Genomic DNA, 13,616 nt, shown 5'->3' on the forward strand with positions numbered 1-13,616 from the left:
AAATAAGAATTTTATATATTTATCGAAGGTTATTCTATTACAAACGATTATGCAAACTTTAAAAGTTGACATTATAAATGATAAAGCTCTAAACTACTTAAAAATTTGGAACTATTAGGATTGATTCGTTTGTATGACGCAAACAAAGAAAACCCAATTGGTAGTGCTGCTCAATATAAAGGAGCAATTTCTAAACAACCTTTAGATAAAGTAAATAACCAGCTTCATCAATTTCGTAATGCTTAGCTTTCATTGCTAATAGAAAGTCGCAACGAATAAATCGCCACGGCTTCCCAAAACCCCCAATACTTCTTTTACCACCCTAAAATTGCCGATACGCCGCCTCGCTCCAGCGCAACTCATTCCGCAATTGCCTTAATTTCGTATCGGCATCAATGGTGATACATTCGATACCGGCCATATCTGCAAAGTCTTGCAAAGTTTCAGAAGATAAATTTTGGCTAAAACAGGTATGGTGCGCGCCGCCAGCGTAAATCCAGGCGGCACAACCCGTTTTCATATTGGGCAAGGGTTTCCAAAGCACGCGTGCCACGGGCAGGTTTGGCAAATCGTGTTCCGGTGCTACGGCTTCCACTTCATTCACCAGCAAACGGAAACGGTTGCCCATATCAACTAAAGAAGCGTTAAGTGCCGGGCCGCCAGCCACATTAAACACCAAACGCACCGGATCCGCTTTGCCGCCAATACCCAAAGGATGCACCTCGCAAGTTGGTTTTCCGTTGGCCAGCGAAGGGTCAACCTCCAGCATGTGCGAACCTAAAACCAAGGGATTGGCCGGATCGAAATGGTACGTATAATCTTCCATAAACGCGTTGCCGCCTGGCAAACCGCTGCCCATTGTTTTCATGGCGCGCACCAAAGCGGCTGTTTTCCAGTCGCCTTCCCCGGCAAAACCGTAACCTTGAGCCATCAATCGCTGCGCGGCGATGCCCGGCAATTGCGCCATGCCGTGCAAATCTTCAAACGTATCGCTAAAGCCTTTAAAGTTGCCTTGCTGCAAAAAAGTACGCAGGCCGATCTCAATTTTCGCTGCTTCTTTTAGCGATGAAAATTGTGCGCCGCCTTTGCGCAGGCTTTCAGCCAAAGTATAAGTATCGTTGTATTCCTGGATCAACTGGTTAATTGCTGCATCTGAAGTTTGATTGATCACCTGCACCAAATCGCCGATTCCATATGTATTTACCGAAAAACCAAACTTCATTTCGGCTTCCACTTTATCGCCTTCGGTTACAGCTACAAAACGCATGTTATCCCCAAAACGGACAAATTTGGCACCTTGCCAGTCGTTCCAACCAGCAGCGGCACGCGCCCATGAACCAATTCCTGCATGTACTTCTCCATCCTGAAAATGCCCGACTACCACTTTCCGGTTCAGCCGCATCCTCGAAACCATAAACCCAAATTCGCGGTCGCCGTGCGCGCTTTGGTTCAGATTCATAAAATCCATGTCAATGGTTGCCCATGGAATATCGCGATTAAACTGCGTGTGTAAATGCAACAGTGGTTTTTGCAGGATTTTTAAACCGCCGATCCACATTTTTGCCGGCGAAAATGTGTGCATCCAGGCGATGATGCCGATACAGCTTTTGGCCTGGTTGGCTTCCTGACAAATGGCGTAAATCTCTTCCGTGGTTTTTACAGTTGGTTTGAAAACCACTTTGACCGGAATTTGGGCCGAACCATCCAACGCCGCCGCAATTTGCTGCGAATGCTGCGCCACCTGGTTCAGCGTTTCTTCGCCGTATAAATGCTGGCTGCCGGTTACAAACCACACTTCCAGTTCTTTTAAGTTGATCATATTTTAGGTTTATTGGTTTCTAATTGGATAAGCAAGGACACCAATTTTTATGCGGTAAAAGAAGCATCCGTTAAAACAAATCATTGTCCGTAATAAGCATTTTTGCCATGTTTTCTTTCATGATGTTTGCTGATCAAAGCCTGCTTTAGCCGCGCAACTTCAGGGTTAATTTGTTCGGTGAGATAAGCTATCCGCGCTACTTCTTCCAAAACCGCACTGTTATAAACGGCTTTTTCCGCTGTTTTTCCCCAGGTAAAAGGAGCATGGCTGCCCACCAAAACCATTTCCATTTCCTTATAACTCATCCCTTTCTCCTGCAAACATTCCATAATCTGGAAACCCGTTTGGTGTTCGTAATTTCCTTGGATCATCAAATCGTCCATCGGTGCGGCACAAGGAATATCCATCGTACAATGATCGGCATGTGTGGTCCCGTAAATCGGAATAGCGCGTTGTGCCTGCGCCCAGGCCGTTCCGTAAGTGGAATGCGTATGCGCAATGCCGCCAATATTTTCCCAGTGTTTGTACAAAACGGCGTGTGTTTTGGTATCGGATGAGGGACGGAAACTGCCTTCAACCGTATTTCCCTCAAAATCCACAATCACCATGTTTTTGGGCGAAAGCTGATCGTAAGGAACACCGCTTGGTTTGATGGCAAAAACGCCTTGCTCGCGGTCGGCCGCGCTTACATTGCCAAAAGTAAAAAGCACCAAACCCAGCTTTGGCAACTGCATGTTGGCTTCGTAAGCGCTTTGCCGGATAGCTTCGTATTTGCTCATTTTTCGGATACTGTTTTTAAGCACTAAAATTCATCGTCTGCGTTTCGATGGCTTTTCCCAAGTTGATATAACGCTGATAACGTTTGGCATAAATAGCCGCATTTTCCGGATTTGGCTGATATTCCAGATCAAAACCTTGTCCCATTGCCGCCATTGCATCTTCCACTTTCGGATAAATTCCGGCAACTGTTGCCGCAAACATCGCAGCGCCAATGGCACAGGTTTGTTCCGATTTGTGGATGCGGATCGGCATGTTCATCACATCGGCCATCATCTGCATAATAAAAGGCGATTTTTTGGCAACGCCGCCCAAACCAATCAGACCTTTTACCGGCACGCCTTGCTGGTCAAACCGATCAACAATGGATTTCGCACCAAAACAAGTTGCTTCGGCTACGGCGCGGAAAATGGCAGGCGCATTGCTGCCCAAACCTAAATTGGCGATCACGCCTTTCAGTTCCTGGTTGGCATCCGGCGTACGGCGACCGTTCAGCCAGTCAACCGCCAGTTCGCTTTTTTCGTTCAGCGGGATTTTTGCAGCTTCCCGGCTCAGTTCCGGAATTATCTTTTCGGTCATTTCCTGCAATAACTTTTCGGCTGTATGCTGATCAATAATTTTAGTGGATAAAAGAAGCATCTTCATCGGCCAAACCAAAATGCTGCGGAACCAGGCATACGAATCGCCAAAAGCTGATTGCCCGGCTTCCATGCCCATCATCCCCGGAATGATCGAACCCGGAACTTGTCCGCAAATACCTTTAACCAGCGTTCCGCTCACTTCTTCCGTCGGCGCAACCAGCATATCACAGGTAGAAGTGCCCATCACTTTGCTTAAATAATAAGGCTCAATCTGCCCGCCAACCGCGCCCATATGCGCATCAAAAGCGCCTACGCCAATTTTGACATCGGTGGTTAAGCCTAATTTTTCGGCCCATTCGGCACTTAAATTTCCGGCTGCTTGATCGGCTGTATAAGTTTTAGTGAATAATCTCGAAGTAAACCCTTTCAACAGTAAATCCCAGGAACTGAAAAAGTCATCCGGCGGTAAACCACCAAATTCTTCTGCCCAAAGTGCTTTATGCCCGGCTGCGCAAACGCTGCGTTTCATATCCTTGATATTTTTTCCGCCTGAGAGCAGGAACGGAATCCAATCGCAATGTTCAACCCAGGAATAACAGGCTTCCCACACTTTTTCATCAACCCGCAAAATGTGCAGCAACTTCGCCCAAAACCATTCCGAAGAATAAATGCCGCCCACAAACTGCAAATAGTTTGGTTCAAATTTTTTGGCGTGTCCGTTCAGTTCTGCGGCTTCTTTTAATGCCGTATGGTCTTTCCAAAGCACAAACATCGCATTCGGGTTTTCTTCAAATTCGGGCAGCAGAGCTAAAGGCGTTCCGGTTTCGTCAACCGCAACAGGAGAGGAGCCGGTGGTATCAACAGAAATCGCTTTAACCGCTTCCGGCCTGACTTTTCCGGATGCTTCTTTTAGGCACTCTTTTATGGTGAACTCCAAACCTTCCACATAATCCAGCGGGTGCTGCCGGAACTGGTTTAAAGGCGCATCGCAATAAAGCCCTTGCTGCCAGCGCGGATAAAAGTAAACCGAGGAAGCCATTTCTGCCCCGTTTGCTGTGTTTACAATCACCGAGCGGACAGAATCCGTTCCGTAATCCACACCGATAACAAATTGCCCGTTTTCCATAAATTTAATTCGTGTTTAATTAACACTTATTTTTTTAGAAACAGAAATGATTAAGGTTAATGTCGAAAAAAATTTAAAGGATAAGGCTTTCCGGGTTTGGAACGAAATTCAAAAACGACTGAAACTTATCTTTGTACTGCGTTTTGTTCAGCGTATAATAAAAAGCGCCTTTTTTCGAGTTCTCTTTGTGCTTGTCTTTTTGCCTGATGAGCAGTCCGGTTGACAGCAGTTTGCGGCTGAAATTCCGCTTGTCAAAAGTAGCGGCATAAATCCCTTCGTACAGGTTTTGCAATTGCGGGATGGTAAATTTTTCGGGCAGCAGTTCGAATAAAATCGGGTGCAAGGCAGCTTTGTAACGCAATTGGCGTTTGGCTGTTTCCACCATTTCTTCGTGGTCAAAAATCAGCTTCGGCACTTCGTTCAGCAAAAACCATTCGGCGTGATATTTATCGTTGATCTGCTTCTGGTATTTGTTGATATCAATCAGCGAAAAATAAGCAATGCCGATCGTTCTTTCAATCGGGTCGCGTTCCGGCGCGCCAAAGCATTTCAGTTGTTCCAGGTACACGCCTTCCAGTCCGGTCAGTTCTTTCAAAATCCGGTTCGATGCGTCGGCCAAACTTTCTTCGGGCTGGATAAAACCGCCCATCAAACTCCACTTTTTTGCCTCAGGCTCAAAGCCGCGCTGGATCAGCAACAGTTTGAGGTGGTCTCCGTCAAAACCGAAAATAATGCAATCTACTGCTACTAAAATCCGGGTTTGTCCAAAGTATCTGATCATGAAGTTTAATGTGGAAATTGTACACAATGATGCTAATAATTTTGATTGAAATTAAGAAAAACTTTGTAAACAACCTGCTTTGGCTATCTAAACTGTTGTGCCGACAATTAAAAACTTTCCTGCTTTGGTTTCCTGATAAACCGTCGGCCTTAAAACTATTGCCGTTAATCTAAAAAACAAAAATTTGCTTTGCGCACTTAACCCTTATCGGCAGATGCAATACGCATAAAAATAGCATAAGCAAATGCTGTTTTTATGCCGGTAAAAACAGTATCGGTAAAACGGATTATTTGAACAGCATGAACAGCATTTATAAAATAACAATTGCCATACTGTTTTTATCAGGTATAAATGTGCAGGCGCAGGAATTGCAAACGAATATTTCTGTTCACGATCCGGTCATCATCAAGCAGGACAGTTTGTATTATATTTTTTGTACGGGCAAGGGCATCAATGATTGGTCGTCCAAAGATATGGTGCATTGGAAGCACGAAAAGCCGGTTTTTGCCGAAGCACCGGCTTGGGCTTTTAATGTTGTTCCCGGTTTTGATAATGACATTTGGGCACCGGATATTTCCTTCTACAACGGCCTTTACTATTTGTATTACGCAGTTTCGGCATTTGGCAAAAACACTTCGGCCATCGGCGTGGCCACCAACACCACGTTGCATACCGACGACCCAAATTATAAATGGGTTGACCACGGCAAAGTGATCCAATCCATCCCCGGAAAAAACAACTGGAACGCCATTGACCCAAACCTCATTACGGATGAAAATGGCAAGCCTTACCTGGCTTTCGGCTCTTTTTGGGAAGGCTTAAAGATGGTCAGGCTTCAAAAAAACCGGTTAAAAGTAGCACAAAGCACAACAAACCTGCCCACTATTGCCACACGGAAAAAGGTTGACGAACGGGCAGGAAATTCTGCCGATAATCCGGTTGGTGCAGGCGATAATGCCATCGAAGCGCCTTTTATCTTCCATAAAAACAACTATTATTATTTGTTTGCCTCGATTGATTATTGTTGCAGGGGCATTAACAGTACCTATAAAATGATTGTTGGCCGGGCAGAAAAAGTGCAAGGCCCGTATTTGGACGAAGCCGGAACACCGATGGCACAAGGTGGCGGAACTATACTTTTGCAGGGCGACAAAAACTGGTACGGCGTAGGGCACAATGCTGTTTTTACCGATGAAAATTCGGATTACTTAGTTTTTCACGGTTACGATGCTTTAGATAATGGCAAACCTAAACTTAGGATCGAAAAATTAAGCTGGAACGCCGCAGGCTGGCCGGTAGTGGCTTCGCAATAAAATATTTTTTTATTTTTTTCAGATACTTGTTCCGTATAAAGCCTAAAGTTTTATAATTACAGCGTTTGAAACAAACAGGATGAAAGACCAGTTAAAAAAGATTTTTGTTGAAGATAAAGGCAATATCATCATCAGCCGTACACCGATTGAACGTGTAAAAGCTTTGATCGAAAAACTGTTTCCGGTGCAAACCGATAAACAACTGATACGGGTTGGGCCAAAGCGTGATGGCGGATATGTGCTGCCTGATGATTTGGATGGCATCAAAGCGTGCTTTTCGCCGGGCGTGGATGTGATGAGCGAATTTGAAAAAGCCTGTTTTGATTATGGCATGAAATTGTACCTGGCCGACCGCACGGTGGAAAAGCCAAGTTTGGATTTATCGCCCGAAAACTACAGCTTTTTAAAAAAACATATCGGCATCACCAATGATGCCGGTTTTATTACTTTGGATACCTGGGTTAATACTTGCGAGCCTGGCAACAGCGATTTGTTGCTGCAAATGGATATCGAAGGCGCAGAATATCCGGCCATTATCAATGCATCCAACGCTTTGTTAAACCGGTTCAGGATTATGGTTTTTGAATTGCACCACTTGGATGAATTTTGGAACCCGCGCTTTTTTAATATGGCAGAACTGGCTATTCAAAAAATCCTCGAAACGCATACTTGTGTACATATCCATCCCAACAATTGTTGCGGCACAGAATCCAAGTATGGGCTTGAAATCCCAAGGTTTGCCGAATTTACTTTTTTAAGAAACGACCGCATCCAAGAGCGGAAATTTGCAAAAACTTTTCCGCACCCTTTGGATTTTGATAATGAAGGCAAACCGGCAATTGTACTTCCGAAATGCTGGTATAAAAGTGACTGATTGTGTTTGTTGGCAATGATTGCTGATGCTTCTTTTATCAAGTAATTTTTAGATTTTGGCTAAAGCCAATAACCAAACATTCCGAACCACGGCCTAAAGACCGTGGCAATTATCTTTAAATTACAATGCTTCTTTTATCGGGTAAATTTTAGGTTTGGCTAAAGCCAATAACTAAACGATTTGACCCGCGGCCTGAAAGCCGTGGCAATTGAACTGTTCCTGTTTTCGTGTTTCTTTCATTGCCACGGCCTTTAGGCCGTGGATAAATGCGCTCATTCTTGGCTTTAGCCAAAATACTCTTCGCAAAAACCAACTTAATTCTTTTCCTTTTTCGGCAGTTGATTTTTCTTCACCCAAAACCTTAATTTAAAACCCGGAACTTTACCTTTGGGAAATTAAATCAGCCTGAACCATGAAACTTCAATTATTTGATTTGACCGGAAAAACAGCGCTGGTAACCGGTTGCAACCGCGGCATCGGCAAAGCCATGGCCGTTGCAATGGCCGAAGCCGGTGCAGATGTGATTGGTGTTTCGGCTTCGCTGGAATTGGAAAACAGCGTGGTAGAAAAAGAAATTTTGGCTTTGGGTAGAAAGTTTAAAGCTTACCAGGCCGATTTTGCTGACCGAAGTAAGCTGTACCAGTTTCTGGAAAAGCTGTTTGCCGAAAACCCAAAAATTGATATTTTGATCAACAACGCCGGGATGATTCTACGCAAACCAGCAGCAGAGCATCCCGACGAAATGTGGGACAAAGTGATGTCTGTAAACCTCGATGCGCCTTTTATTTTAGCACGCGAAGTCGGCAAAAAAATGCTGAAACAAGGCTCGGGCAAAATCATTTTTACTTGTTCTTTGCTTACGTTTCAGGGCGGCATTACCGTGCCGGGATACGCGGCCAGCAAAGGCGCTCTGGGCAGTTTGATCAAAGCTTTGGCCAACGAATGGGCCGCAAAAGGCATCAACGTAAATGGCATTGCGCCGGGTTACATCGCAACCGATAATACAGAAGCGTTGCGGAACGACCCGGACAGAAGTGCCTCCATCTTATCCCGTATCCCCGCTGGCCGTTGGGGCGAAGCGGAGGATTTTAAAGGCCCGGCCGTTTTTCTGGCTTCTGCCGCTGCGGATTATGTACACGGGACCATTTTAACTGTGGACGGCGGCTGGATGGGACGCTGATTTTTTACCGATAAAAGAAGTATCAAAATGGAAATAAGATTTCAAAACAGTCCGAAGGAAACCAGCCGAATGAATACGGAAGAACTGCGCGCCAACTTCCTCGCTCAAAATTTGGTGCAGGATGATGTGGTAAAAATGGTTTATTCGCATTACGACCGGGTAATTATCGGCGGAGCCAAACCCATAAACCAAACTTTACAACTGGAAAACCATCCAGAACTGCGCGCCGAATATTTTTTAGAACGACGGGAAATCGGCATCATCAACGTTGGCGGTGCCGGAAAAGTGGAAGCGGATGGCACAATTTTCGACTTGGAGAAATTAAGCTGTTTATATTTGGGGAAAGGGACAAAAGAAGTTAGTTTTTCAAGCATCAACCCAAATAATCCTGCTGTTTTTTACCTGCTTTCTTCGCCGGCGCATCAAACTTATCCTGCCCAAAAAATGACGAAAGACGAAGCTTCTCCGGGAACAATGGGAGCAGTAGAAACGGCAAACGAACGGACGATTTATCGTTACATCCACCTCGACGGCATCAAAAGCAGTCAGTTGGTGATGGGCTTGACCATTCTGAAAACCGGCAGCGTTTGGAACACCATGCCCGCCCATACGCACACCCGCCGTATGGAAGCTTATTTTTATTTTGATGTTCCGCCAGAACAGCGCGTGATCCATTTGATGGGCGAACCAACCGAAACGCGGCATTTGCTGGTGGCTAACCACGAAGCTATTATTTCTCCGCCCTGGTCAATTCACTCTGGTTGCGGCACGGCAAATTATGGGTTTATTTGGGGGATGGCGGGCGAAAATTTGGTTTATAGCGATATGGATGCAATTGCCATTGGTGATTTGCGCTGATACTGTTTTTATCGGCATAAATTTGGGCTGGAAATAAAAACCAACTTTCCTTATTCTTTACAAAAATTTTTAGTTTTAGGAATAGTATTTTCTTTTGTCTAAATTTAAGCATCCAATACAAAACCTGGCTGCGCAAAAGCTGCATCCCCTTGACCGCGAAAAATTAATTGACCGTTTGATGAGAAAATTTTCACCCCTTATAATGCTGCTGTTTTTTGTTGCCCTGATTGCGCACGGGCAATTGGTGCAAAACTTTCCGCAGCTTAAATCTTTTCAGCAAAATTTGGCAGCCCTTAATGTGCAGTTTGCCCTTCCGCGTGATTTTAGGGAGATAAAAACAGTACATACCGCTGATCTGGATGTTGATTATGCCATAGAACTGCCCAACGAAAACTTCCAGGTTTGGTTTATGGCCAAAAACCTGCAACAGCAACGCGCCAAATTAAAAGTATTTGAAGATGCTTCAAGAGCGGCCACCAATACGCCTGATTCGCTTTACAAACCCATCGCCACAGCTACGGCCATCGCTTTGGCCGGAAAAAATAACTATACCGTTAAGGCGCTACCGCCCGAAGCTTTGGCTTTGTTCCATGCCAGCGAAGGGCAATCTTATCTGCTCAATTTGTACAACATGCCCATCACCAACCGTTGCAAATATGGCCTGCTCATCTGTTTGCAAAAAAATGGTGCAGGCAGTGTCTCCATGCTTTTTCTGAGCAACGATAACGGGCCGGATTTTTATAAAAACGTAAACAAGGCCTGTTATTCCGTCCGCTTTAACTGATGCTGTTTTTATCGGCCTAAATTTATCAACATTCTGCCTGATTTATCAAGATTTTGCTAGTAGGATAAGGTAAAATAATTAGATTTTTAATAGATTTGTGCTAAAATTAGTAGCAAATTTATGATGTCGGCAACTCCATCAAATCAAAATAATTCCGTTAATTACAGTGAAGACAGCATCCGTTCGCTCGATTGGAAAGAGCACATCCGTTTACGGCCGGGCATGTACATCGGTAAATTGGGCGACGGTTCTGCTTATGATGACGGGATTTATGTTTTGCTGAAAGAAATTGTAGATAATTCGATTGATGAGTTTGTGATGGGCGCAGGCCGGACCATAGACATCAACTTAAGCGAACATAAGATTGCCGTTCGGGATTATGGCCGCGGAATTCCGTTAGGTAAAGTGATTGATTGCGTTTCTAAGATCAACACCGGCGGCAAATACGACAGCAAAGCATTTCAAAAATCGGTTGGGTTAAACGGTGTTGGAACGAAAGCGGTAAATGCGCTGTCCAGCAATTTCATCGTACAATCATACCGCGATAACCGCACCAAAATTGCCGAATTTAGCAAAGGCGAACTGCTGCGCGAAGAAGAAAAAGACACGACGCAACGCAACGGAACGGCAATTAGTTTTTTGCCGGATGATACGATTTTCCGCCATTACCGCTTTATCCCAGAGTTTGCGGAGAACATGATTTGGAATTACGTTTTTCTGAATGCCGGTTTAACCATCAATTTTAACGGACAAAAATACCATTCGGAACGTGGCCTGCACGATTTGCTGGTTCGAAATACCGATGCAGAAAACCTGCGCTATCCGATTATCCATTTAAAAGGCGAAGACATCGAGATCGCGATGACGCACGGCCAGCAATACGGCGAAGAATATTATTCGTTTGTAAACGGCCAGCACACCACGCAAGGCGGAACGCACCAAGCTGCCTTTCGCGAAGCGGTTGTAAAAACCATTCGCGAGTTTTATAAAAAAGAGTTTGATGCGGCCGATGTTCGCGCTTCGATTGTGGCGGCGGTTTCCATCCGCGTGCAGGAACCGGTTTTTGAATCGCAGACCAAAACCAAATTAGGTTCGCAAAATATTGCGGAAGACGGACCTTCCGTTCGTGGTTTTATCAATGATTTTGTAAAGAAAGCGCTGGACGATCACCTGCATAAAAACCCGGCAACGGCCGATGGTTTGCTGAAACGCATTTTACAATCCGAACGCGAACGAAAAGACATTGCCGGCATCAAAAAACTGGCCAACGAGCGCGCCAAAAAAGCATCGTTGCACAACAAAAAACTGCGCGATTGCAAGCTGCATTTTGAAGATACGCACGAACGCAAGCAAGACACCACATTGTTTATCACCGAAGGAGATTCGGCCAGCGGCTCGATCACCAAATCACGCGATGTGCAAACGCAGGCGGTTTTCAGTTTGAAGGGAAAGCCGTTAAACTGCTTCGGCCTCACCAAAAAAGTGGTTTACGAAAACGAAGAATTTAACCTTTTGCAACACGCGCTGAATATTGAAGACGGTTTAGATGGCTTGCGTTACAACAACATTGTCATCGCAACCGATGCCGATGTGGACGGAATGCACATCCGGTTGCTGTTAATGACCTTTTTTCTGCAGTTTTTCCCCGATCTGGTCAAAGCCGGTCATGTTTCTATTTTGCAAACGCCGCTTTTCCGGGTGCGCAACAAAAAGGAAACGATTTATTGTTACAGCGACGAAGAACGCCAGCGCGCCATCAACAAGCTGGGCAACAAGCCGGAAATTACCCGTTTTAAAGGTTTGGGCGAAATTTCGCCGGAAGAATTTGGTTTGTTTATCGGTAAAGATATCCGCTTGGATCCGGTGTTGTTGAAAGAAGCCAACATCAAATCGCTGTTAGAATATTTTATGGGAAAGAATACGCCGGACAGGCAGCAGCATATTATCCAGAATTTAAGGGTAGAGGTTGATATTTTGGAGGAGCAGGAAGTTGTGGCTTGATACTGTTTTTAGGGGTGAAAAATTAGCAAGGTTTTATCTGTGTTGATGTAATCTGTATATTTACATTATACAGAATAGATGTGATTAAAACAATTAAAAGTAAACCTTTACGGCTATTGTGGGAAAAAGGGGATGGCAGCAAGTTGCCGCCATCTCAGCTAAAAAAAATACAACTTGTTTTACAAATCATTGATGATCTGGAAGAAGTGCCGGAAGACCTTGCGCATCTGGTTTCTTGGAGGCCACATCCATTAAAAGGAGAGCTTCAAGGATTTTGGAGTTTAGATATTACAGGTAATTACCGGCTGATATTCCGCTTTGAAAATAATAATGCTTTTGATTTAGACTACTTAGACACACATTGATATGGAAAGAGAAATGGAACTACACCATCCCGGCGAAATCTTAAAAATGGAAGTTATTGAAGGGCGTGGTTTAACAATTGGCAAAGCGGCAGAACTTTTAGGTATCACCCGCCCAACCCTGTCTAATATATTAAATGGCAAAGCGGCAATTACGCCAAATATTGCATTAAGGCTTGAAACTGTTTTTGGCGGCACAGCCCGTTTTTGGATTCGGTTACAATCGTCTTACGAATTGTTTATTGCTAAAAAGAACTTTTTGAAAAATCCACCGAAAATAAAGCACTTTGATTTTGTGTAATATTTCTTAACAAGTTGGAAAGATATTCGTCTGGATCCGGTGTTATTAAAAGAAGCCAATATCAAAACCTTGTTAGGATATTTTATGGGAAAGAATACGCCAGACCTGCAGCAGCATATTATTCAAAATTTACGGGTTGAAGTTGATATTTTGGAAGAGGAAGTGGTGGCGTAGTGCTGTTTTTATCGGTGTAAAATTGAGTTTAAAAGATTGAAATTTTTTAGCTTAAAGTATTAGGTTGCAATTTTGATTAACATAAAAATTTGTGATGAAAAGATTAATTACATTTGATTCAATCTTTGTTTTACAGTCCCTACCAGAGGGAGATAAAATGACTGGTTCAAACCTTTACAATGATTTGTTAAGTAGGCGTGTTAGACAAATGCCGGGTTTTCATACGGAAATACATGATATTTCAGATAAAGAGGTATTTGATAATCTTATGAACCAAATCAAGATAGCCTGTTCCAATAATGATATAAGGCCGTACTTGCATTTTGAAATGCATGGGTGCAAGGAAGGAATACAGTTAAGTAACAGAGAACTTTTAACTTGGGAAAAGTTATATAATTACTTTGTTAAAATTAATGAAATATTAAGAAATCAGCTTTTTGTTTCGTTTGCTACATGTTATGGTGCGTACATATTTCAAGTAATTGACCCTTTAAAACGTTCTCCAATGTTTGGTTTTATTGGGCCATCTGATCAAATTAGTGCAGACAATATTGAGATTGATTTTTATGGATATTTTGACGTACTGCTTTCTACAAAAGACTTCGATTTAGCAATTGAAGCACTTAATAATACAAATCATACAAACAAATATGTTTTTAATACTTCAGAACTTATTTTCAATGAA

15 protein-coding genes are annotated in these 13,616 nt (G+C 43.7%); 10 read left to right on the plus strand and 5 right to left on the minus strand.

Annotation, left to right across the window (positions count from 1 at the left end; all coding sequences use genetic code 11):
- The first annotated feature begins 105 nt into the window (after positions 1-105).
- A complete protein-coding gene (locus V5804_RS17585) occupies positions 106-246 on the plus strand; it encodes a hypothetical protein (RefSeq protein WP_369592719.1) in 141 nt (46 codons plus the stop codon).
- 76 nt (positions 247-322) lie between these two features.
- Here the strand turns inward: V5804_RS17585 and araA are convergent, their stop codons facing one another.
- From araA to V5804_RS17605, 4 genes are all read right to left on the minus strand, one after another.
- A complete protein-coding gene (araA, locus tag V5804_RS17590; protein ID WP_369592720.1) occupies positions 323-1,819 on the minus strand; it encodes an L-arabinose isomerase in 1,497 nt (498 codons plus the stop codon).
- Between the two features lie 80 nt (positions 1,820-1,899).
- Positions 1,900-2,598 (minus strand): L-ribulose-5-phosphate 4-epimerase, encoded by a 699-nt coding sequence (locus tag V5804_RS17595; protein WP_369592721.1) that lies wholly within the window; start codon positions 2,596-2,598, stop codon positions 1,900-1,902.
- Positions 2,599-2,614: 16 nt separating this feature from the next.
- Positions 2,615-4,303, minus strand: coding sequence for a ribulokinase (locus V5804_RS17600; protein ID WP_369592722.1), 1,689 nt, complete (start codon positions 4,301-4,303; stop codon positions 2,615-2,617).
- Between the two features lie 73 nt (positions 4,304-4,376).
- Positions 4,377-5,084 carry an NUDIX domain-containing protein gene (locus V5804_RS17605; RefSeq protein WP_299288443.1) on the minus strand — a complete coding sequence of 236 codons (708 nt, stop codon included), beginning with the start codon at positions 5,082-5,084 and terminating at the stop codon, positions 4,377-4,379.
- Positions 5,085-5,383: 299 nt separating this feature from the next.
- Here V5804_RS17605 and V5804_RS17610 point away from each other — a divergent pair, with 299 nt between their 5' ends.
- Together V5804_RS17610 and V5804_RS17615 are read left to right on the plus strand one after the other, a co-directional pair.
- Entirely contained in the window at positions 5,384-6,397 is a 1,014-nt protein-coding gene (locus V5804_RS17610) for an arabinan endo-1,5-alpha-L-arabinosidase (RefSeq protein WP_369592723.1), read from the plus strand.
- A gap of 79 nt (positions 6,398-6,476) precedes the next feature.
- On the plus strand, positions 6,477-7,271 hold the full coding sequence (locus V5804_RS17615) for an FkbM family methyltransferase (RefSeq protein WP_369592724.1): 795 nt from the start codon (positions 6,477-6,479) through the stop codon (positions 7,269-7,271).
- A 171-nt stretch (positions 7,272-7,442) separates the two neighbouring features.
- On the opposite strand, the gene V5804_RS17620 is transcribed toward V5804_RS17615, so the two are convergent.
- Positions 7,443-7,628: a hypothetical protein gene (locus V5804_RS17620; protein WP_369592725.1), complete on the minus strand. Its 186-nt coding sequence runs from the start codon at positions 7,626-7,628 to the stop codon at positions 7,443-7,445.
- Between the two features lie 55 nt (positions 7,629-7,683).
- Here V5804_RS17620 and V5804_RS17625 point away from each other — a divergent pair, with 55 nt between their 5' ends.
- The 7 genes from V5804_RS17625 to V5804_RS17655 all read left to right on the plus strand — a co-directional run.
- A complete protein-coding gene (locus tag V5804_RS17625; protein WP_369592726.1) occupies positions 7,684-8,451 on the plus strand; it encodes an SDR family NAD(P)-dependent oxidoreductase in 768 nt (255 codons plus the stop codon).
- Between the two features lie 27 nt (positions 8,452-8,478).
- Positions 8,479-9,309, plus strand: coding sequence for a 5-dehydro-4-deoxy-D-glucuronate isomerase (gene kduI, locus V5804_RS17630; protein ID WP_369592727.1), 831 nt, complete (start codon positions 8,479-8,481; stop codon positions 9,307-9,309).
- A 94-nt stretch (positions 9,310-9,403) separates the two neighbouring features.
- Positions 9,404-10,093 (plus strand): hypothetical protein, encoded by a 690-nt coding sequence (locus V5804_RS17635; RefSeq protein WP_369592728.1) that lies wholly within the window; start codon positions 9,404-9,406, stop codon positions 10,091-10,093.
- 120 nt (positions 10,094-10,213) lie between these two features.
- Positions 10,214-12,094: a DNA topoisomerase IV subunit B gene (locus tag V5804_RS17640; RefSeq protein ID WP_369592729.1), complete on the plus strand. Its 1,881-nt coding sequence runs from the start codon at positions 10,214-10,216 to the stop codon at positions 12,092-12,094.
- A gap of 80 nt (positions 12,095-12,174) precedes the next feature.
- Positions 12,175-12,459, plus strand: a complete 285-nt coding sequence (locus V5804_RS17645; protein WP_369592730.1) for a type II toxin-antitoxin system RelE/ParE family toxin — start codon at positions 12,175-12,177, stop codon at positions 12,457-12,459.
- A gap of 13 nt (positions 12,460-12,472) precedes the next feature.
- Positions 12,473-12,757 carry a HigA family addiction module antitoxin gene (locus V5804_RS17650; RefSeq protein ID WP_369592732.1) on the plus strand — a complete coding sequence of 95 codons (285 nt, stop codon included), beginning with the start codon at positions 12,473-12,475 and terminating at the stop codon, positions 12,755-12,757.
- A gap of 268 nt (positions 12,758-13,025) precedes the next feature.
- Positions 13,026-13,616: hypothetical protein (locus tag V5804_RS17655; protein WP_369592731.1), on the plus strand; the 591-nt coding region annotated here is incomplete at its 3' end.

Source organism: Mucilaginibacter sp., from assembly GCF_041088075.1.
Lineage (GTDB): Bacteria > Bacteroidota > Bacteroidia > Sphingobacteriales > Sphingobacteriaceae > Mucilaginibacter_A.